Here is a 20339-nt window from a genome sequence, read left to right as displayed (position 1 = left end):
CTTCCGGTGCGGGGCCTCGCCGTTGGTCCGTACGGTGACGCTACAGGCTGAGGTGCTGTTCCACCACGGACACGAGCTCTTCCGCCTCGCGCTGGGCGATGTCCTGCGAAGCCGCCTCCACCATGACCCGTACCACGGGTTCGGTGCCGGAGGGGCGTAACAGCACCCGGCCCTCGCTGCCGAGCCGCTCCTCCGTGCGGGCGACGGCGTCGAGCACCGGTTCGCTCGTTTTGGCCGCCGCCTTGTCCACGCCCTTGACGTTGATCATCACCTGGGGCATGCGCGTCATGGACTTGGCGAGCTCCTGCAACGGCATGCCCGTCTGAGCCACCCGTGAGGCGAGCATCAGACCCGTGAGCAGACCGTCACCGGTGGTCGCGTAATCCGCCATGATCACGTGCCCGGACTGTTCGCCACCCAGGTTGTAGCCGTTGGCCACCATGGATTCCAGGACGTAGCGGTCCCCCACGGAGGCGCGCACGAGCTGGATCCCGGCCTCGTCCAGTGCCAGTTGCAGACCCAGGTTGCTCATGACCGTGGCCACGAGCGTGTTCTGGTTGAGCCTGCCCGCGTCCTTCATGGCCATGGCAAGGATGCACATGATCTGGTCGCCGTCCACCTCCGTGCCGGTGTGGTCCACGGCCAGGCAGCGATCTGCGTCGCCGTCGTGTGCGATGCCCAGATCCGCGCCCAGCTCACGCACGGCCTGCTTGAGCGGACCCAGGTGGGTGGAGCCCACGCCGTCGTTGATGTTCAGCCCGTCCGGTTCCGCACCGATCACGTGCACCTTGGCACCGGCATCGCGGAACGCGTCCGGTGAGGCGCCGGACGCCGCGCCGTTCGCGCAGTCGAGCACGATCGACAGCCCGTCCAGACGGTGCGGGATGGCACCGACCAGGTGCAGGATGTAGCGGTCCTCGGCGTCCGACAAGCGGGTCACGCGGCCCACTTCCGCACCCGTGGGGCGGCGGAAATCCTTGGCCTCGTAGACCTCCTGGATAGTGTCCTCGATCGCGTCCGGCAGTTTCTTGCCCCCGTGCGCCAGGAACTTAATGCCGTTGTCCGGCGCGGGGTTGTGGGACGCGGAGATCATCACGCCGAAATCGGCGTCGATGTCCCCCACCAGGTAGGCGGCTGCCGGCGTGGGCAGCATCCCGGCGTCGTAGACGTCCACGCCGGAGCTCGCGAGACCCGCGATCACGGCCGCGCCGAGGAACTCCCCGCTCGCGCGCCCGTCCCGTGCCACGACGGCGGTGGGTCGCTTCCCGGCCTCCGCGTGGCCGTGGCCCAGGACGATCGCCGCCGCCTGGGACAGCTCCATGGCAAGTTCTGCTGTGAGGAGGCCGTTCGCGAGACCGCGAACGCCGTCCGTTCCAAAGATTCTAGACATCGAGAGTCATCTTACGACCGACGCCCGCGCAAACCCTGCGCATTCGACTCAGCCCTTTCCAGGCCGGACCACCGGGAAACCGTCCGGGTTCTCGTTGCTGTCCTCCGTGAGATCCGCCGCCCCACCCACGATCTTGGTGTCCGGCGTGCCCACCACGGAGTGGTCCTTGTTGGGGTAGTCGAACTGCGTGAGGACGTAGCGCATGGCCTCGAGCCGCGCGCGTTTCTTGTCATTGGACTTGATCACGGTCCACGGGGCGTCCCCCGTGTCCGTGTAGAAGAACATGGCCTCCTTGGCCTCCGTGTAGTCGTCCCACTTGTCCAGGGATGCCACGTCCGTGGGCGAGAGCTTCCACTGCCGCACCGGGTCCGTCCGGCGGGACTGGAACCGCGCGAGCTGCTCCGCGCGCGTCACGGAGAACCAGAACTTGATCAGGTGCGTGTCCGAGTTCACGAGCATCCGTTCGAACTCCGGCGCCTGACGCATGAACTCGTAATACTGCTGGGACGTGCAGTAGCCCATAACCCGTTCCACACCCGCCCGGTTGTACCACGAGCGGTCCATCAGCACGATCTCTCCACCGGACGGCAGGTGCTTGACGTAGCGCTGGAAGTACCATTGCGTCTGCTCGATGTCCGTGGGCTTCTCGAGCGCCACGACCCGCGCACCACGGGGGTTCAGGTGCTCCGTGAACCGCTTGATCGCCCCGCCCTTGCCCGCGGCGTCCCGGCCCTCGAAGATGATGAGCAGCTTCTGGCCGGTCTCCTTGATCCACAACTGCAGCTTGAGCAGTTCGATCTGCAGGGCCCGCTTGGTGCGCTCGTAGTCCTTGCGAGGCAGCTTCTCGTCGTACGGGTAGCCCAGTTTCCACGCGGTGGACGGTTCCGCCCCGCTCGCGTCGCTGAGTTTCTTCCCGAGCTCCGCGATCTCGTCGAGTTCGGCCGCGTAGTCCTCCACCACGGAGACCCGGTGCTGTTCCTTCTTGAGGGCCTCGTCCACCGCCACCCGCTGCTCTGTGCGCTGTTCCGTCTCGGCCTGCTGCTCCTCGACGACGGCGTTCCCCGACTTCTGCTCCGACTGCTTGCTCATACGGGCCCTCTCTCGACGGTACGGCGGGAGCGACCTCGCTCCACACCTTCATGTTACGTCCGTCACCGCGGCAGGTGGCCGCATGGCAACGCCCGGGCAACGAAACAGGGTCCCGTTCCCCGGCCGAAACCGAGGAACGGGACCCTGCACGAAAACGCCCGGCCGAGGCTTGGGCTGCCTCGTTTTAGCGCTTGGAGTACTGGGGAGCCTTGCGGGCCTTCTTGAGGCCTGCCTTCTTGCGCTCGATGACGCGGGCGTCACGAGTCAGGAAGCCGGCCTTCTTGAGGGCGGGGCGGTTGTGCTCGGCGTCGATCTCGTTGAGCGCGCGGGCCACGCCGAGGCGCAGCGCACCGGCCTGGCCGGAGGGGCCGCCGCCGCTGATGCGGGCGATGACGTCGTACGCGCCCTGCAGTTCGAGCAGGCGGAAGGGGTCGTTGACCTCCTGCTGGTGCAGCTTGTTGGGGAAGTACTCCTCGAGGCTGCGACCGTTGACGGTCCACTGCCCGGAACCGGGGACCACGCGCACGCGGGCGATGGCCTGCTTGCGGCGGCCCACGGCCTGGCCGGAGACGGTCAGGGCGGGGCGGTCGGACAGTGCGGCACCGGCGACGGGCTCGGTGGACTCGGAGGTGTAGCTGGTCAGCTCCACGTCCTCGGTGATCTGCTCTTCAGTGTTCTGAGCCACGATTCTCCTTATGTGTTATTCGTTGGCCCGAATTACTGGGCGACCTGGGTGAATTCGTAGGGCTTGGGCTGCTGGGCCTGGTGCGGGTGCTCGGCGCCGGCGTAGACCTTCAGCTTGGACAGCTGCTGGGCGGCCAGCTTGTTCTTGGGCAGCATGCCCTTGACGGCCTTCTCCACGGCGCGCGTGGGGTTCTTCGCGAGCAGCTCGGCGTAGCTGGTGGACTTGAGCCCACCCGGGTAGCCGGAGTGGCGGTAGGCGCGCTTCTTCTCGAGCTTGGCACCCGTGAGGGCGACCTTTTCCGCGTTGATGATAATGACGAAATCGCCGGTGTCCACGTGGGGAGCGAAGGTCGGCTTGTGCTTCCCGCGCAGCAGTGTTGCGGTCTGGCTGGCAAGACGACCCAGGACGACGTCGGTGGCGTCGATGACGTGCCACTGACGCTGGACGTCACCGGGCTTCGGAGTGTACGTACGCACGTTGATCTGCCTTCGTTTGTCTGCTGATGACACGAATGCTCGTGTCCGATGGTTCCGCTGTGCTTCGGGGCCCGGGTGAGATCCGGGCGGCATCCGTGCGTCCACAACCCGGTGCACCGCACGGCCCTGCGCTCTGCAACATGAGCGACCGATGCGGGTACACGTGAACCGGGGCAGAACACGCACAACAGCATTCCATATTACCGGATCACCGCCCGCCCCGCCAGTCGTGGGGCGCTATTCGTCGTGGTGGGCGGGGCGCCGAGCGCGCGTGAGCCGGGCGCGTTCGGCGAGCTGGGATGGGTCGGGATAGCGCACGGCATCAAGGACGAGACCGTGCGCGGGTGCCATGAGGACGTTCGCGTCCCGGACCCGGGCGCGCAGCCGCTGACCCGGCCACGCGGCGTCGTACCGCCCCTCCCCCACGCGGACCACCGCGCCCACAATGCAGCGCACCATGTGGTGGCAGAAGGCATCCGCCTGCAGGGCGATCGTGATCATGCCGCTCTCGTCGCGGTGCACGCCCGCGCGCTGCAGGTCACGGATCGTGGTGGCGCCCTCGCGGGGTTTGCAGAAGCTCAGGAAGTCGTGCAGCCCCAGCAGTTCGCGCACGGCCCGGTCCATCGCGGGCACGTCGAGGTGCCAGGGGACCCACCACGAGAACGTGCGCGTCAGGGGGTCGTGACCGGTCACGGCGTCCGCCACGCGGTACGTGTAGCCGCGGGAGAGCGCGGAGAACCGGGCGTCGAAGCCCTCGGGGGCCACGGCGACGTCGCGCACCACGATCGCACCCACGGCGGGGTCCCAGCCGTGGGCCGCACGGTCCTTACCCAGGACCCGGTTGAGGGCGCCGTTGAGCTTGCGCGTGAGCCCCGCGGCGGCGGCATTGCGGGCCGCGACGTCCTGCACGTCGGCGGGACCGCCTGCGCTGAGATCGCCGGTGTCGGCATCACTTGCCAGGGGCCCGCGGGGACGCGAGCACGCGAACCGGGCCCACAACGGCGCGGGAACGTCCACGTGGACGGTCTGCCGACGCGCATGCACACCCGTGTCCGTGCGCCCGGCCACGACCGTGGCGCACGGCGCGCGGAAGATCAGCTCGAGCGCGTCCTCGAGCGCGCCCTGCACGCTCGGCAGCCCGGGTTGCCGGGCCCAGCCCTTGAACGGGGCGCCGTCGTAGCCCAGTTCCACCCGCAGTCTGAGGGTCTCCCCCGTCATCTGTGCGTTCCTCCCGAGGACGACGACGCCGCCGCAGGAACCTGCGGCGGCGTCGTGACGGTCGTGCTACTCAGAAGTCCCGATCACTCGGAGATCTTCTGGGCGGCGGCACCGCCGGCGGGCTGGAAGCCGGCTGCCTCGGCATTGGCCGGGGAGTCGAACCAGATCTCGGCGGTCGTGCCGGAGTACCAGCGCGAACCGGGCACGTGGTACTTCATGGAGTTGCGGTTGCCCTTGACGGTGAAGCCTTCGGGGGCCTCGCCGGACTCGAGCGGCGCGTGGGAACCGGCGAACTCGGCGTCCTGGTTCTCCTCGGCGACCTCGGCGGCCTCCTCGGAGCCAATGGCCGGAGCCTGCTCTTCGGCGGGGATCTCGTTCTTCTTGACGTCCTCGGCGGTAGAACCGGCGGGGGTGTCCACGGGAGCGGCGGGCTCGGCGGCGGCCTTGGTCGTGGCGCGCTCGGCCTCGGCCACGGTCTCCCGCTTGGCCACGGGCTCCATGACGAGCTCGATCACGGCCATGGGGGCGTTGTCGCCCTTGCGGTTGCCGATCTTGGTGATGCGGGTGTACCCGCCGTCGCGGCCTTCCATGGCGGGCGCGATGCTGGTGAACAGCTCGTGCACCACGGACTTGTCGGTCAGCTGACGCATGACGCGACGGCGGGCCGCGAGGTCACCGCGCTTGGCGAACGTGATCAGGCGCTCGGCCACGGGACGCAGGCGCTTGGCCTTGGTCACGGTGGTGGTGATGCGCTTGTGCTCGAACAGCTGCTGCGACAGGTTCGAGAGGATCATGCGCTGGTGGGTCGGCCCGGCGCCGAGACGGGGTCCCTTGGTAGGGGTAGGCATAGTAGGTCTCCTGATGATCGGGCCCGTGCGGTCCGCTCAGCGGCCGCGGGGCACGGAAAGTGGTGTGGGCGTCAGTCGAGATCGACGTCGAACGGGTTGTTGTTCTCGTCCTCGTCCTCGAGCGACGCCGCGTGGGCGGCGAGGTCGTAACCCGGAGGGGAATCCTTCAGGGCCAGACCGAGCTCACCGAGCTTCTCCTTGACTTCATCGATGGACTTGGCACCGAAGTTGCGGATGTCCATGAGGTCCGCTTCGGAGCGGCCCACGAGTTCACCCACGCTGTGGATGCCCTCGCGCTTGAGGCAGTTGTACGAACGCACGGACAGCTCGAGGTCCTCGATGGGCAACGCCATGTCCGCGGCAGCCGCGGCGTCCGTGGGCGAAGGCCCGATCTCGATGCCCTCGGCGGCCGAGTTCAGCTCGCGCGCCAGGCCGAACAGCTCGACCAGCGTGGTGCCCGCCGAAGCCACCGCGTCACGCGGGGAGATGGCTTCCTTGGTCTCGACGTCCAGGATGAGCTTGTCGAAGTCGGTGCGCTGTTCCACACGGGTGGCCTCCACGCGGAAGGTCACCTTCAGGACGGGGGAGTAGATGGAATCCACGGGGATCCGACCGACTTCCGCGTCACCCGACTTGTTCTGCGACGCCGAGACGTAACCGCGCCCGCGCTCGATGGTCAGCTCGATCTCGAGCTGGCCCTTGGAATTCAAGGTCGCGATGTGCAGATCGGGGTTGTGGACCTCGACACCGGCCGGGGCGGAGATGTCCGCCGCGGTGACCTCGCCCGGGCCCTGCTTGCGCAGCCACGCGGTGACAGGCTCGTCCTCCTCGGAGGACAGGGAGAGTTTCTTGATGTTGAGAATGAGCTCGGTGACGTCCTCTTTGACACCCTCCACGGTGGAGAACTCGTGCAGCACACCGTCGATGCGGATGCTGGTCACGGAGGCCCCGGGGATGGAGGACAGGAGCGTACGGCGCAGGGAGTTACCGAGGGTGTAACCGAAACCCGGTTCCAGCGGTTCGATCACGAACCGGGAACGGTTCTCGGCCACAGCCTCTTCCGTGAGGGTGGGGCGCTGTGCGATGAGCACTGATGTTTCCTTTCAGCGTGCCTCCGCCATATGACGCACGCAGGTGGTGGAAAACAAAATGGGTGGGTGCCGCGGTGAGCAGGCGTGAAACACCGCGTCGAAGCGTGGTCACCCGCACCCAGGGGGCACGGGCGACCACGCGGGACGTGTCAGACGCGGCGGCGCTTGGGGGGCCGGCAGCCGTTGTGCGCGGACGGGGTGACGTCCTGGATGGACCCGACCTCCAACCCGGTGGCCTGCAGTGCGCGGATCGCGGTCTCGCGGCCCGAACCGGGGCCCTTGACGAACACGTCCACCTTGCGCATGCCGTGCTCCTGCGCGCCCTTGGCAGCGGCCTCGGCGGCCTGCTGCGCGGCGAACGGGGTGGACTTCCGCGAACCCTTGAAGCCCATGCCGCCGGCCGAGGCCCACGACAGGACCGCACCCGAGGGGTCGGTGATGGAAACGATGGTGTTGTTGAACGTGGACTTGATGTGGGCCTGACCCTGCGTCACGTTCTTGTTAACCTTGCGACGCGGCTTGCGAGCAGCCGTCGCGCGAGTCTTCTGAGCCATGAATTCTCCTACAAAGATCTTCGACGTAGATCAGCCACCGGCGGCGGTGGCGACCACGATTACTTCTTCTTGCCGGCGACCGTGCGCTTGGGACCCTTGCGGGTGCGAGCGTTGGTCTTCGTGCGCTGGCCGTGGACCGGGAGGCCACGGCGGTGACGCAGTCCCTGGTAGCTGCCGATCTCGACCTTTCGGCGGATGTCGGCGGCAACCTCGCGGCGCAGATCACCTTCGACCTTGTAGTTGCCTTCGATGTAGTCGCGCAGCTCCACGAGCTGGGCGTCGGTGAGATCCTTGACGCGCACGTCGCCCGAGATGCCGGTGGCATCCAGGGTTGCGAGAGCGCGCGTGCGTCCCACGCCGTAGATGTAGGTCAGCGCGATTTCCAGCCGCTTTTCGCGGGGGAGGTCGACGCCTGCGAGACGAGCCATGTCGGCGGTTCTCCTTGTACTGTCCGGAGGTCTTGAACACTGCGTCCCGGATGTTTCGTCACATCCGGTCTCCGGCCTCCGTGCCGGGGGTTGCCGCACCCGTGGGTGCCGGCTGCAGTGCCCGTTCTGTCAATCCACTTGCGTGGGGGCGTCCCCGTCAGCCCTGGCGCTGCTTGTGCCGGGGGTTCTCGCAGATCACCATGACCCGCCCGTTACGGCGAATCACCTTGCACTTGTCGCAGATCTGCTTGACGCTCGGTTGGACCTTCATCGCATTCCTTCGCGTACTAGTAATGGCGTGTGCACCGGAGACACCGCGCCCGGGCCGGGGGTACCGGCCGTGCGCGGTGGTTCTGGGTCTTACTTGTAGCGGTAGACGATCCGGCCTCGGGAAAGGTCATAGGGGCTGAGCTCCACCACGACGCGGTCCTCAGGGAGGATCCGGATGTAGTGCTGGCGCATCTTGCCAGAGATGTGGGCGAGCACCTTGTGACCGTTGGTCAGCTCAACACGGAACGACGCATTGGGCAGTGCCTCGACCACAGTGCCTTCGATCTCGATGACTCCGTCTTTCTTGGCCATATCCTCCGCTAACTTCTCGAGGGGTCCGGTTGTCCTACCGGACGGCGGTGCCCGGACCGGTAGTCCCCCCAGACGAACAACCCCGCACTACGATTCGCAGTGGGGGTCATGGGATGGGTGGGCGCGGCTCGGTCTGCGAGCACAAACAACCAACGCACGACACTACGCTGTTTCGCCCGTCTTCGCAAGCTGGAGGGCAGCGCCACGACGCCGCCGCGCTGCCCCGCCGTCAGCCCCCAGCACCGCGGTGGTGCTCTTCCGTGAGTGTGGTCCCGATAGTCCGTGAGCCTGGTCCCGTCGGCCGACACCGGGCCGCCCGTTCGCTGGGCCCACCCCTCACGACGCGGGTGAGCGCGCGCCGGCTCAGACGTCCGTGGCCAACTGGCCGCACGCGCCGTCGATGTCGGAGCCGCGAGTGTCCCGCACCGTGGTGGGGATGCCGTGGGCGCGCAGGCGCTCCACGAAGTTCTGCTCCACGCCACGGCGCGAGGCCGTCCACTTGGAGCCGGGGGTGGGGTTGAGCGGGATGGGGTTCACGTGTACCCACCCGGCACCACGCTTGTTGAGCTTCTCCCCCAGCAGGTCCGCCCGCCAGCCCTGGTCGTTGATGTCACGGATCAGCGCGTACTCGATCGACACGCGCCGGCCGGTGGCGTCGTAGTAGTCGCGCGCGGCGTCGAGCGCCTCGTCCACCTTCCAGCGGGTGTTGATGGGGATCAGTTCGTCGCGCAGTTCGTCGTCCGGGGCGTGCAGGGACAGCGCCAGCGTGATGGGCAGCTTCTCGAGGGTGAACTTGCGGATCCCGGGAACCAGACCCACGGTGGACATGGTGAGCCCGCGCGCGGAGATCCCGAGTCCTTCCGGGGAGGGGTCGATGATCCGATGTACGGCGCCCATGGTGGCCTTGTAGTTGGCCAGGGCCTCCCCCATGCCCATGAACACGATGTTGGACACCCGCTGGGGCACGTCCTCCGGGTCCCCCACCACGCCGTCGCGCAGCGCCCGCACACCCTGGACCACTTGATCGGCGATCTCGGCGGCGGAGAGGTTGCGTGTGAGGCCGGACTGGCCGGTCGCACAGAACGGGCAGTTCATCCCGCACCCCGCCTGGGACGAAATGCACATGGTCACGCGCTTGTCGTAGCGCATGAGTACCGACTCGACCATGGCGCCGTCGAACAACCGGTGGACGGACTTGACGGTCATCCCCTGGTCCGCGCGCAATTGCCGCACGGTGGTCAACAGCGGCGGCAGGGCCTTGGCCGCGAGCTCGTCCCGCTGGGCGGCGGGCAGATCCGTCATGGCCGCGGGGTCCGCCTCGAAGCGCTCGAAGTAGTGCTTGGACAGCTGCGACGCCCGGAACGCGGGGTAGCCCGCGTCCTGTAGGAACTGCTTGCGCCCGGCCATGTCGAAGTCCGCGAGGTGCAGCGGGGGCTTGCCGCGCCGCGCGGGCTTGAACACGAGCTGGCCGGTCTTGGGTTTCGGGGTGATCTCAACGGGTTGTGCCGTCATGGGAATCCTCTCCCTGTTCTCGGGGTGGTTCTGTGGTGTCAGGGGTCGGGTGGACGTTGCGGGACGAGCTGTGACGATCGGACCTGCGGCGGCAGGCCGTCAGGCGGCGGGGATCGGGACCGGGCGGACCCCCAAGGGTTCGAGTTCGGAGCGGCCACCGTCCTCCGCGGTGAGCACCCACACGCCCTGGCTGTGGCGGCACACGGTGTGCTCCCACTGGCTCGCGCGCGAGCCGTCCGTGGTCACGACCGTCCATTCGTCCTCGAGCACGCGGGTCTCGATCCCGCCGCGCACGAGCATCGGTTCGATGGCCAGCGCCATGCCCGTGACGAGTTTGGGCCCGCGATTGCTGACCGCGTAGTTGGGGACGTCCGGGGCCATGTGCATCTCGGTGCCGATGCCGTGGCCCACGTAGTCCTCGAGGATCCCGAGACGCCCGCCCACGGTGTCCCGCACGTGGTCCTCGACCGCGCGGCCGATGTCCCCCACGTGGGTACCGGTGGCCATCGCGGCGATGCCGCGCCACATGGCCGCACGCGTGACGTCCGACAGTTCCTGGTCGGCGGGGTCGTGGGTCGTCCCCACGAGCACGGTGCGCGCGGAGTCCCCGTGCCAACCGGCCACGATCGCACCGCCGTCGATCGATACGATGTCACCGTCCGCCAAGACGCGCTGCCCGGGGATTCCGTGCACGACCTCGTCGTTGACGGAGGTGCACACCGTGGCCGGGTAGCCGTAGTAGCCCAGGAAGTTGGACTGCGCGTCGTACTCGTCCAGGACCTCGCGGAATGCACGGTCGAGGTCCGCGGTGGTGGCCCCGGGGACGGCGGCCGCGACCGCGGCGTCGAGCGCGAGTGACGTGACCACGCCCGCCCGGGACATGGCCGCCAACTCGGCGTCCGACTTCAATTGGATCTTGCGGCGTCCGAACACGGTGCTCGGGACCTCCCCTGATGGTTGATGTTCGTCTGACGGGCGAGCCCCCGGACCGACGCGTCGCGCCGATCTGGGGGCTCGTGATGGTTCTGGTGTTCGACGGCGCGCCCCCGGCCGCGGCCGAGCGGCGCCGTTCGTGTGGATTGCGGCTCAGGCGGGCAATGCCGCCAGGATGCGCTCGGTGACCTCGTCGATGCCGCCGAGTCCGTCCACGCGCGTGACGATGCCCCGGTCCTCGTACAGCTCCACGACCGGTGCGGTCTGCTCGTCGTAGACGTCCAGACGGTGCCGGATGACGTCCTCGGTGTCGTCCGTGCGGCCCTGGTCCTGGGCGCGGCCCAACAACCGGGAGACGAGTTCCTCGTTGTCCGCGGTAAGCAGCAGCACCACGTCCAGGGAGACCCCGTTGGCCTCGAGGATCCGGTCCAGTTCACGGACCTGGGCCACGGTGCGCGGGTACCCGTCCAGCAGGAAGCCGTCGCGGACGTCGTCGTGCGACAACCGGTCACGCACCATGTTGTTGGTCACGGAATCCGGGACCAGGTTCCCGGCGTCCGTGTAGCGCTGGGCTTCCTTGCCGAGTTCGGTCTGTTCCTTGATGTTGGCGCGAAAGATGTCACCGGTCGAGATGGCGGGAACCCCTAGTCGCTCGCAGATCCGCGCGGCCTGGGTGCCCTTGCCCGCGCCCGGCGGTCCAATGATCAACATGCGGGTCATGTTCTCTCCTTGCGTCAACGTCAGGTTCTCCCCCACTCTACCGGGCGGTGGACCAGCCTGCCGTGGCCGTGCACGGGCTCAGGTGCGCAGCAGACCCTCGTAGTGGCGCTGTTGCAACTGGGCGTCGATCTGCTTGACGGTGTCCAGACCCACGCCCACCATGATCAGCAGCGACGGGCCGCCGAAGGGGAAGTTCTGGTTCGCGTCGAAGAGCACGAGCGCCACGAGCGGGATCATGGACACGATGCCCAGGTACAGCGCACCGGGCAGCGTAATCCGGGAGAGCACGTAGCGCAGGTAGTTCTCGGTGGGACGGCCCGCGCGGATCCCCGGGATGAAGCCGCCGTAGCGCTTCATGTTGTCGGAGACCTCTTCGGGGTTGAACGTGATGGACACGTAGAAGTACGTGAAGGCCACGATCAGCAGGAAGTAGACCGTCATATAGATCGGGTGGTCACCGCGGGCCAGGTACGTGTTGACCCAGTTGACCCACCCCGGAACGGGGCTGCCGTCGTCGGGCATCGCGAACTGCGCGATCATCGTGGGCAGCATGAGCATGGAGGACGCGAAGATGATGGGGATCACGCCGGCCATGTTGACCTTGAGCGGGATGTAGGTGCTGGTCCCGCCGATGGTGCGGCGGCCCACCATGCGCTTGGCGTACTGCACCGGGATCCGGCGCTGCGACTGCTCCACGAACACCACGCATGTGATGACCACCAGTCCCACGGCACACACGCCCAGGAACAGGCCCCAACCGCGGGTGCGCAGGATGTCACCGAGCGCGGACGGGAACGTGGCCGCAATGGAGGTGAAGATCAGCAGGGACATGCCGTTACCCACGCCGCGGTCCGTGATGCGCTCACCGAGCCACATGATCACGGTGGTGCCCGCGGTCATCGTGAGGATCATGATCACGAGCACCAAGAGGGAGTCGTCCGGGATGACGGGCAGGGGGCAGTTGCCGAGCAGGTTGCCCGAACGCGCCAGGGAGATCACGGTGGTCGCGTTCAACGCGGCCAGCCCGATCGTGAGGTAGCGGGTGTACTGCGTGAGCTTGGTCTGCCCCTGCGCACCCTCCTCGTGCAGTTCCTGGAACCGCGGGATCACCACGCGCAGCAACTGCACGATGATGCTCGCGGTGATGTAGGGCATCACACCCAGCGCGAAGATGGACAGCTGCAACAGGGCCCCACCGCTGAACAGGTTGACCAGGTCGTACGCGCCACCCGTGGTGTTGCCCAGGGCGAGACACTGCTGCACGTTGCCGTAGTCCACACCCGGTGCGGGGATGAACGTCCCCAACCGGTAGATCACAATGATCCCCAGTGTGAACAGCAGCTTGTTGCGCAGCTCCGGCGTGGTAAACGCCCGTGCGAAAGCACTGAGCACAGGTCCTCCTCCAAAAACGTGGTGGCCCGGTGGGTTCCGACCCCGGGCAAGTCTAGCGAAGGATCCGCCGCGACCCCGGCGGTCGGTCTTGCGACATCCTGGTAAAGCGATTCGGGCGACGCGGTCCGGGCGTCGTCGTGGGGGTAACGCAACGGGCCCCGCGCCGGCAATCCGGCGCGGGGCCCGTTCCAGTTCAGGGATTCACCCTACAACCGAACACTGGGATCGGTTCATGCGTTCTGCGTGGACCCACCAGCCGCGGCGATCTTCTCCGACGCGGACGCGGAGAACTTGTCCGCGGTGATGTTCAGTGCCACGGAGATCTCCCCGCTACCGAGCACCTTCACGGGCTGGTTCTTGCGCACCGCACCCTTGGCGACCAGGTCCGCGACGGTGACCGTGCCACCCTCGGGGAACAGCTCGCCCAGGCGGTCCAAGTTCACGACCTGGTACTCCACGCGGAACGGGTTCTTGAACCCGCGCAGCTTGGGCAGGCGCATGTGCAGCGGCAGCTGACCGCCCGCGAAACCGGCCTTGACCTGGTAACGCGCCTTGGTGCCCTTGGTACCACGGCCCGCGGTCTTACCCTTCGAGGCCTCGCCACGGCCAAGACGCGTCTTGGCCTGGTGCGAGCCGGGGGCGGGACGCAGGTGGTGGACCTTCAGAGCGTGGCGCTTGCTCTCGGTGTTTTCAGCCATGCTCAGGCCTCCTCAACCTCTACGAGATGCGACACCGTGTTGATCATGCCCACGGTGGCGGCATCGGCCTTGCGCTCCACGACCTGGCCCGGACGCTTGAGACCGAGCGAACGCAGCGTGTCGCGCATGTTCTGCTTCTGACCGACCACGGAGCGGACCTGCTTCACGCGCAGGGACGCGCCGGTGGCCTGAATGCGCTTTCCGTTCATCAGGCACCTGCCTTCTGGATGTCACGCAGCAACGGCGCGGGAACGACCTCGTCCATGGGCAGGCCACGGCGGGCCGCCACGGAGGCGGGCTCCTCGAGCTCACGCAGCGCCTGGATGGTCGCGTGCACGATGTTGATCTGGTTGGACGAGCCCAGGGACTTGGACAGCACGTCGTGGATACCGGCGCACTCGAGCACCGCACGCACCGGACCACCGGCGATCACACCGGTACCCGGGGTCGCCGGGCGCAGCATGACGACGCCAGCCGCGGCCTCACCCTGCACACGGTGCGGGATGGTGCGGTTCTCCACGCGGGGGACCCGGAAGAAGTTCTTCTTGGCCTCCTCCACGCCCTTGGAGATCGCGGCGGGAACTTCCTTGGCCTTGCCGTAGCCCACGCCGACCATGCCGTTGCCGTCACCGACGACCACGAGAGCGGTGAAGCTGAAGCGACGACCACCCTTGACGACCTTGGACACACGGTTGATGGTCACGACGCGCTCGAGGAACTTGTCCTTGTCGTCGTCGCGCCCGCCGCGGCCCCCACGACCACCACGGTCGTTGCGGCCACCGCGCTCGTTGCGACCGCCACGGTCGTTACGACCGCCGCGGCCACCGCGGTTCTCGTCGGTCCCCTGGCGCTCCGAGGTGTTCGCCTCGGTCGTCGTGTTGGAACCGTTGGTGGCTTCGCTCACCTGAGTTTCCTTCTCGTTCTTCTGCTCGCTCACAGCGCCAGACCTCCTTCACGGGCACCCTCGGCCACCGCGGCCACGCGGCCGTGGTACTTGTTGCCGCCGCGGTCGAACACGACGGTCTCGATCCCCGCAGCCTTGGCACGCTCGGCGATCAGCTCACCGATGCGCTTGGCCTTGGCGGTCTTGTCGTCGGACGACGCACGCAGATCGCTTTCCATGGTGGACGCCGAGACCAGGGTGAAGCCCTTGTCGTCGTCGATCACCTGGGCGACCATATGGCGGGTGGAACGCGTGACCACCAGACGGGGGCGCAGCGCGGTTCCGGCGATGTGCTTGCGCACGCGGCGGTGACGCCGTGCCCGCTGAGCAGCCTTCGACTTTCCCTTGATTACGAGAGCCATGATTACTTACCAGCCTTTCCGGCCTTGCGGCGGATCTGCTCGCCGGCGTAGCGCACGCCCTTGCCCTTGTAGGGATCGGGCAGACGCAGGGAGCGGATCTTCGCGGCGACCTGGCCAACCTGCTGCTTGTCGATACCGGAAACGGTGACCTTGTTGGCGCCCTCGACGGACAGCGTGATGCCGTCCGGAGCGTTGAAGGGCACCGGGTGGCTGTAACCCAGAGCGAACTCCAGGTTGGCACCCCTGGCCTGGACACGGTAACCCGTGCCCACGATCTCCAGCTGCTTGGCGTAGCCCTGCGAGACACCCTGGATCATGTTGGAAATCAGGGTGCGCGTCAGGCCGTGCAAGGAACGGGATTCGCGCTCGTCGTTGGGGCGGGACACCTGCACGGTGCCGTCCTCGACGACCACGGTGATGGGCGCGGGCACGGTGTGGGTCAGTTCGCCCTTGGGGCCCTTGACCTGCACCACGGAACCGTCCACTGAGACCTCCACACCGGCGGGCACAGAGATCGGGAGACGTCCAATACGTGACATGTCTTCTTCCTTTCTTCTTCTGTGCTACCGGTTACCAGACGTACGCGAGGACTTCCCCGCCCACGCCCTTCTTACCGGCCTGCTTGTCGGTCAGCAGCCCGGAGGACGTGGAGAGGATCGCGATGCCGAGGCCGCCGAACACACGGGGCAGCTCGGTGGACTTCGCGTACACGCGCAGGCCCGGCTTGGAGATGCGGCGGACACCGGCGATCGAGCGCTCACGGTTGGAACCGAACTTCAGCGACAGGGTCAGGGTCTTGCCCACCCGTGCGGGTTCTTCGGACCAGTCGGCGATGTAGCCCTCGGCCTTGAGGATGTCCGCGATCCGAGCCTTGAGCTTGGAGTACGGCATGCTCACGGTGTCGTGGTAGGCCGAGTTCGCGTTGCGCAGCCGCGTCAGCATGTCTGCGACGGGATCTGTCATTGTCATGTGGGCTTCAGCCCTTCCTCGTCAGGGTTTCCCTGCCGGTTGCAGCCCGCAGGGACCTTCTGACGTCGATGGAATCAGTTGGTTTTGAACGGGAAACCGAGCGCCTTGAGCAGCGCGCGACCCTCGTCGTCGGTCGTGGCGGAGGTGACCACGGTGATGTCCATACCGCGCACGCGATCGATCTTGTCCTGATCGATCTCGTGGAACATGGACTGTTCCGTCAGACCGAAGGTGTAGTTGCCGTTGCCGTCGAAGTGACGGTCGGACAGACCACGGAAGTCACGGATACGCGGCAACGCGAGCGTGACGAGACGGTCCAGGAATTCCCACATCCGCTCGCCACGCATGGTGACGTGCGCGCCGATGGGCATTCCCTCACGCAGCTTGAACTGCGCGATGGACTTCTTGGCCCGGTTGACCACGGGCTTCTGACCGGTGATGGCGGTGAGGTCCTTGATGGCGTTGTCCACCAGCTTGGAGTCCTTGGCCGCCTCGCCCAGACCCATGTTGACCACGACCTTGACGACGCGCGGCATCTGCATGACGTTCGCGTAGCCGAACTGCTCCTGCAGGGCCGGGACGACGGTCTCCTGGTACTTGGTCTTGAACCGGGGGGTGAACTTGGTTTCGGTGGTTTCGCTCATCACAGATCCTTGCCGGTGCTCTTGGACACGCGAACGCGGACGGTCTTCTGCTTGCCGTTGCGCTCCACGGTCTCGGTGCGGTAGCCCACACGGGTCGGCTTGCCGGTCTCCGGGTCCACGAGCATCACGTTGGAGATGTGGATCGGAGCCTCGGACTTGACGAGGCCGCCGGCTTCGCCCTGGGCGTTGGCGCGCTTGTGCTTGGTCACGACGTTGACGCCCTCGACCACCACGCGGGAGGTCTCGGTGATCACGCGCAGGACCTTGCCCTGCTCGCCCTTGTTCTTACCGGTGATGACCTGAACCAGGTCGCCGGTCTTGATCTTGAATTTCGCCATGTCAGAGCACCTCCGGGGCCAGCGAGACGATCTTCATGAACTTCTTGTCGCGCAGCTCACGGCCCACGGGGCCGAAGATGCGCGTGCCGCGGGGGTCCCCGTCGTTCTTCAAGATCACTGCGGCGTTCTCGTCGAAACGGATGTAGGAACCGTCGGGACGGCGCCTCTGCTTCTTGGTACGGACCACAACCGCCTTGACGACGTCACCCTTCTTGACGTTGCCGCCGGGGATGGCGTCCTTGACGGTGGCGACAATGATGTCGCCAATGCCTGCGTAACGGCGTCCGGATCCACCGAGCACACGGATGGTGAGAATTTCCTTCGCACCCGTGTTGTCGGCGACCCTCAGCCGCGATTCCTGCTGAATCACTGATTTACTCCTGTCGTCGCGCTGGTTCTCATCCGATGGTGCTGAATGCCGAGCCTTGCGGAACGGTGGTCGTGTGAACGCTCCACGCCACGGTGTTCCCCGTGACCGTAGGAGGGGTCCGGGGCGTGCGCGGAGTTCGTACGCGATGATCGCTCACACATGGATGGCGAACGGGTTCGCCGTGCTGCCCTGCTCGGATTCGTGGCTGAATGCAGAATCAACGAGCAAGTTGTCGCAGCAACCGCGGCGTGCAATGCGCGGAGCCGCCCACGGACGCACCGTGGGGCTTGCCGCCGTCCCGGTACGGTGCGCACAGCGCACGTGGGGCGGACGTGGATTCTGACTCAGCAGGGTCGAAGTCAGAGTGGGCACACGTGTGTCGACACGCGTACCGGCCTACTCTACCGCGCCCCGGCGGGGAACGCCAATCGATGGACAGGCCGGCGGCCGGGGCGCGGGTGGACGCGGGCACGGCGCCGGGCAGCGCCGTCGTGCACGCGCAAGGGCCCCCGACCGCAACCGGTCGGGGGCCCTTGACGCTGTCGAGGAGAACTTACTTGGCCTTCTCGATGATCTCCACGATCCGCCAGTTCTTGGTGGCGGACAGCGGACGGGTCTCGGCGATGCGCACGAGGTCCCCGACGCCGCAGGTGTTCTGCTCGTCGTGGGCCTTCACACGCTTGGACTTGCGCAGCACCTTGCCGTACAGGGCGTGCTTGACGCGGTCCTCGACCTGGACGACCACGGTCTTGTCCATCTTGTCGGAGACCACGTAGCCCTGGCGGGTCTTGCGGTCACCGCGCTCGACCGCGGCCGATTCGTTGTTAACCTGCTCGCTCACTTGGCATCATCCTCAGACTTGGCAGCCTTCTTCGAGGCCTTCTTCTCGGTCTTCTCAGCAGCCGGCGCCACGTCCTCGCGGATCCCGAGCTCGCGCTCACGCAGCACGGTGTAGATCCGGGCGATGTCGCGCTTGACGGACTTGAGACGCCCGTTGCTCTCGAGCTGACCGGTCGCGGCCTGGAAGCGCAGGTTGAACAGCTCTTCCTTGGACTTGCGCAGCTGGTCGGTGAGGGCACCGGTGTCGAGAGCCGCGAGGTTCTCCATGTTCAGATCCTTGGATCCAATAGCCATTGATCATTCACCGCCTTCGCGACGCACGATGCGTGCCTTCATCGGGAGCTTGTGGATGGCCAGGCGCAGCGCCTCACGCGCCACTTCCTCGCTCACGCCCGAGATCTCGAACATGACGCGTCCGGGCTTGACGTTGGCGATCCACCACTCGGGGGAACCCTTACCGGAACCCATGCGGGTCTCGGCGGGCTTCTTGGTCAGGGGACGGTCCGGGTAGATGTTGATCCAGACCTTGCCGCCACGCTTGATGTGACGGGTCATGGCAATACGCGCGGCCTCGATCTGACGGTTCGTGACGTACGCCGGGCTCATCGCCTGGATGCCCCACTCGCCGAACGTGACCTGGGTTCCGCCCTTGGCCTGACCCCGACGACGCGGGTGGTGCTGCTTACGGAACTTCACACGACGTGGGATGAGCATTACTTACCACCCTCTGCGTTGGTCGCCTCCGCAGCGGTGTTCTGCTGCGGGGCTGCGGCGGAGTCGCGCTCACGGCGTCCACCACGGTCGTTACGGTCATTCGGGCGACGACGACGCTCGCCCCCGCCGCCACCGCGACGGTCGTTGCGACCCCGCGAGGAGGGAGCAGCGGCCTGCTGGGCAGCGAGTTCCTTGTCGGTCAGGTCGCCCTTGTAGATCCAGACCTTCACGCCGATGCGGCCGAAGGTGGTCTTGGCCTCGAAGAAGCCGTAGTCGATGTTCGCGCGCAGGGTGTGCAGGGGCACACGGCCTTCGCGGTAGAACTCCGAACGGGACATCTCCGCACCACCGAGGCGGCCGGCGCACTGGATCCGGATGCCCTTGGCACCGGCGCGCTGCGCGGACTGGATGGCCTTCTTCATGGCGCGACGGAACGCGACACGGGAGGCCAGCTGCTCGGCGACACCCTGAGCGACGAGCTGGGCATCGGTCTCCGGGTTCTTGACCTCGAGGATGTTGAGCTGGATCTGCTTGCCGGTGAGCTTCTCGAGCTCACCGCGGATCCGGTCCGCCTCGGCGCCGCGGCGGCCGATCACGATGCCCGGGCGCGCCGTGTGGATGTCCACGCGGACGCGGTCACGGGTGCGCTCGATCTCGACCTTGGCGATGCCGGCGCGCTCCATGCCCGTGGACATGAGCTCGCGGATCTTCACGTCCTCGCGGATGTAGTCCTTGTAGCGCTGACCCGGCTGGTTCGAGTCCGCGTACCAGTGCGAGACGTGGTCGGTGGTGATACCCAGACGGAATCCGTTGGGGTTGATTTTCTGTCCCACTTAGCGGACCTCCTCCTTCTCCGGGGTCGCCACGACCACGGTCACGTGGCTCGTGCGCTTGTTGATGCGGAACGCACGGCCCTGGGCACGCGGCTGGAACCGCTTCATGGTGGGTCCCTCGTCCACGAAGGCCGCGGAGACCACGAGGTCTTCCGGCTTGAACGCGAGACCCTCGCGGTCGGCCTTCTGCCGGGCGTTGGCCACGGCGGATTCGAGAACCTTGAACACCGGCTCTGAAGCTGCCTGCGGGGCAAACTTCAGAATCGCCAACGCCTCATTCGCCTGCTGGCCACGAATCAGGTTGACGACGCGCCGGGCCTTCATAGGCGTCACGCGGATGTAGCGCGCAGATGCCTTGGCTTCCATTGCTTTCCTTCTCTCGTCTTGTCGAAGAAGTGCAACGTGCTCACCCCGAGGGGTCAGCGACGCTTGCCCTTCTTGTCGTCCTTCACATGGCCGCGGAACGTGCGGGTGGGGGCGAATTCGCCGAGCTTGTGCCCGACCATCGACTCAGTGATGAACACCGGGACATGCTTGCGTCCGTCGTGCACGGCAATCGTGTGTCCGAGCATGTCGGGCACGATCATCGAGCGGCGGGACCACGTCTTGATGACGTTCTTGGTGCCCTTCTCGTTCTCCTTGGCGACCTTCACGAAGAGGTGCTGATCAACGAAAGGGCCCTTCTTGAGGCTGCGTGGCATTAGTCAGGC

The 20339-nt window shown here is 66.7% G+C and carries 30 protein-coding genes; all 30 read right to left on the bottom strand.

Features of this window, described 5'->3' with window-relative positions; translation table 11 throughout:
- Positions 1-40: 40 nt before the first annotated feature.
- Positions 41-1390 (bottom strand): phosphoglucosamine mutase, encoded by a 1350-nt coding sequence (gene glmM / locus RF637_RS01945; RefSeq protein ID WP_085106414.1) that lies wholly within the window; start codon positions 1388-1390, stop codon positions 41-43.
- Between the two features lie 48 nt (positions 1391-1438).
- Entirely contained in the window at positions 1439-2479 is a 1041-nt protein-coding gene (ppk2, locus tag RF637_RS01940; protein WP_064847345.1) for a polyphosphate kinase 2, read from the bottom strand.
- 184 nt (positions 2480-2663) lie between these two features.
- Positions 2664-3164, bottom strand: a complete 501-nt coding sequence (gene rpsI, locus RF637_RS01935; protein ID WP_098054376.1) for a 30S ribosomal protein S9 — start codon at positions 3162-3164, stop codon at positions 2664-2666.
- Between the two features lie 32 nt (positions 3165-3196).
- Entirely contained in the window at positions 3197-3640 is a 444-nt protein-coding gene (gene rplM, locus RF637_RS01930; protein ID WP_368844005.1) for a 50S ribosomal protein L13, read from the bottom strand.
- 237 nt (positions 3641-3877) lie between these two features.
- On the bottom strand, positions 3878-4858 hold the full coding sequence (locus RF637_RS01925; RefSeq protein ID WP_368844004.1) for a tRNA pseudouridine(38-40) synthase TruA: 981 nt from the start codon (positions 4856-4858) through the stop codon (positions 3878-3880).
- 83 nt (positions 4859-4941) lie between these two features.
- Positions 4942-5706, bottom strand: a complete 765-nt coding sequence (gene rplQ, locus RF637_RS01920; RefSeq protein WP_064847277.1) for a 50S ribosomal protein L17 — start codon at positions 5704-5706, stop codon at positions 4942-4944.
- Positions 5707-5777: 71 nt separating this feature from the next.
- A complete protein-coding gene (locus tag RF637_RS01915) occupies positions 5778-6797 on the bottom strand; it encodes a DNA-directed RNA polymerase subunit alpha (protein WP_064847278.1) in 1020 nt (339 codons plus the stop codon).
- A 149-nt stretch (positions 6798-6946) separates the two neighbouring features.
- A complete protein-coding gene (gene rpsK, locus RF637_RS01910; protein WP_012397714.1) occupies positions 6947-7351 on the bottom strand; it encodes a 30S ribosomal protein S11 in 405 nt (134 codons plus the stop codon).
- A gap of 59 nt (positions 7352-7410) precedes the next feature.
- Positions 7411-7779, bottom strand: a complete 369-nt coding sequence (rpsM, locus tag RF637_RS01905) for a 30S ribosomal protein S13 (RefSeq protein ID WP_035959599.1) — start codon at positions 7777-7779, stop codon at positions 7411-7413.
- A 157-nt stretch (positions 7780-7936) separates the two neighbouring features.
- On the bottom strand, positions 7937-8050 hold the full coding sequence (gene rpmJ / locus RF637_RS01900) for a 50S ribosomal protein L36 (protein ID WP_012397712.1): 114 nt from the start codon (positions 8048-8050) through the stop codon (positions 7937-7939).
- A gap of 89 nt (positions 8051-8139) precedes the next feature.
- Entirely contained in the window at positions 8140-8361 is a 222-nt protein-coding gene (infA, locus tag RF637_RS01895; RefSeq protein WP_012397711.1) for a translation initiation factor IF-1, read from the bottom strand.
- A 363-nt stretch (positions 8362-8724) separates the two neighbouring features.
- Positions 8725-9873: a 23S rRNA (adenine(2503)-C(2))-methyltransferase RlmN gene (gene rlmN, locus RF637_RS01890; RefSeq protein WP_064847279.1), complete on the bottom strand. Its 1149-nt coding sequence runs from the start codon at positions 9871-9873 to the stop codon at positions 8725-8727.
- Between the two features lie 99 nt (positions 9874-9972).
- Positions 9973-10806, bottom strand: a complete 834-nt coding sequence (map, locus tag RF637_RS01885) for a type I methionyl aminopeptidase (protein WP_082943453.1) — start codon at positions 10804-10806, stop codon at positions 9973-9975.
- 153 nt (positions 10807-10959) lie between these two features.
- Positions 10960-11526, bottom strand: coding sequence for an adenylate kinase (locus tag RF637_RS01880; protein ID WP_064847280.1), 567 nt, complete (start codon positions 11524-11526; stop codon positions 10960-10962).
- Positions 11527-11604: 78 nt separating this feature from the next.
- Positions 11605-12918 carry a preprotein translocase subunit SecY gene (secY, locus tag RF637_RS01875; protein ID WP_064847281.1) on the bottom strand — a complete coding sequence of 438 codons (1314 nt, stop codon included), beginning with the start codon at positions 12916-12918 and terminating at the stop codon, positions 11605-11607.
- A gap of 230 nt (positions 12919-13148) precedes the next feature.
- Positions 13149-13616 (bottom strand): 50S ribosomal protein L15, encoded by a 468-nt coding sequence (gene rplO / locus RF637_RS01870; protein ID WP_064845207.1) that lies wholly within the window; start codon positions 13614-13616, stop codon positions 13149-13151.
- A gap of 2 nt (positions 13617-13618) precedes the next feature.
- On the bottom strand, positions 13619-13825 hold the full coding sequence (gene rpmD / locus RF637_RS01865) for a 50S ribosomal protein L30 (RefSeq protein WP_035959642.1): 207 nt from the start codon (positions 13823-13825) through the stop codon (positions 13619-13621).
- Positions 13825-14553, bottom strand: coding sequence for a 30S ribosomal protein S5 (gene rpsE / locus RF637_RS01860; protein WP_064845208.1), 729 nt, complete (start codon positions 14551-14553; stop codon positions 13825-13827). Before rpsE ends, rpmD begins: the two co-directional genes overlap by 1 nt.
- Positions 14550-14921, bottom strand: coding sequence for a 50S ribosomal protein L18 (rplR, locus tag RF637_RS01855; protein ID WP_035959658.1), 372 nt, complete (start codon positions 14919-14921; stop codon positions 14550-14552). Before rplR ends, rpsE begins: the two co-directional genes overlap by 4 nt.
- Before the next feature lie 2 nt (positions 14922-14923).
- The gene (rplF, locus tag RF637_RS01850) at positions 14924-15460 is read right to left on the bottom strand and encodes a 50S ribosomal protein L6 (RefSeq protein WP_064845209.1); all 537 of its coding nucleotides are present in this window, start codon (positions 15458-15460) and stop codon (positions 14924-14926) included.
- A 31-nt stretch (positions 15461-15491) separates the two neighbouring features.
- Positions 15492-15890 carry a 30S ribosomal protein S8 gene (gene rpsH, locus RF637_RS01845; RefSeq protein WP_035959672.1) on the bottom strand — a complete coding sequence of 133 codons (399 nt, stop codon included), beginning with the start codon at positions 15888-15890 and terminating at the stop codon, positions 15492-15494.
- Between the two features lie 74 nt (positions 15891-15964).
- Positions 15965-16534 carry a 50S ribosomal protein L5 gene (gene rplE / locus RF637_RS01840; protein WP_085106411.1) on the bottom strand — a complete coding sequence of 190 codons (570 nt, stop codon included), beginning with the start codon at positions 16532-16534 and terminating at the stop codon, positions 15965-15967.
- Entirely contained in the window at positions 16534-16872 is a 339-nt protein-coding gene (gene rplX, locus RF637_RS01835; RefSeq protein WP_035959685.1) for a 50S ribosomal protein L24, read from the bottom strand. Before rplX ends, rplE begins: the two co-directional genes overlap by 1 nt.
- 1 nt (position 16873) lies before the next feature.
- On the bottom strand, positions 16874-17242 hold the full coding sequence (gene rplN, locus RF637_RS01830) for a 50S ribosomal protein L14 (protein WP_035959693.1): 369 nt from the start codon (positions 17240-17242) through the stop codon (positions 16874-16876).
- Between the two features lie 553 nt (positions 17243-17795).
- Positions 17796-18083, bottom strand: coding sequence for a 30S ribosomal protein S17 (gene rpsQ, locus RF637_RS01825; protein ID WP_368844003.1), 288 nt, complete (start codon positions 18081-18083; stop codon positions 17796-17798).
- Positions 18080-18376, bottom strand: a complete 297-nt coding sequence (gene rpmC / locus RF637_RS01820) for a 50S ribosomal protein L29 (RefSeq protein ID WP_035959707.1) — start codon at positions 18374-18376, stop codon at positions 18080-18082. Before rpmC ends, rpsQ begins: the two co-directional genes overlap by 4 nt.
- A gap of 3 nt (positions 18377-18379) precedes the next feature.
- A complete protein-coding gene (gene rplP, locus RF637_RS01815; RefSeq protein ID WP_085106409.1) occupies positions 18380-18796 on the bottom strand; it encodes a 50S ribosomal protein L16 in 417 nt (138 codons plus the stop codon).
- Positions 18796-19629: a 30S ribosomal protein S3 gene (gene rpsC, locus RF637_RS01810; RefSeq protein ID WP_085106408.1), complete on the bottom strand. Its 834-nt coding sequence runs from the start codon at positions 19627-19629 to the stop codon at positions 18796-18798. Before rpsC ends, rplP begins: the two co-directional genes overlap by 1 nt.
- Positions 19630-19995: a 50S ribosomal protein L22 gene (gene rplV, locus RF637_RS01805; protein WP_012397693.1), complete on the bottom strand. Its 366-nt coding sequence runs from the start codon at positions 19993-19995 to the stop codon at positions 19630-19632.
- A gap of 53 nt (positions 19996-20048) precedes the next feature.
- Positions 20049-20330, bottom strand: a complete 282-nt coding sequence (gene rpsS, locus RF637_RS01800) for a 30S ribosomal protein S19 (RefSeq protein ID WP_035959716.1) — start codon at positions 20328-20330, stop codon at positions 20049-20051.
- Positions 20331-20339: the final 9 nt, after the last annotated feature.

Source organism: Kocuria sp. CPCC 204721 (assembly GCF_040980945.1).
Lineage (GTDB): Bacteria > Actinomycetota > Actinomycetes > Actinomycetales > Micrococcaceae > Kocuria > Kocuria marina.
The sequence above is the reverse complement of the archived record's forward strand: the minus strand, read 5'-3'. Positions and strand labels throughout refer to the sequence as shown.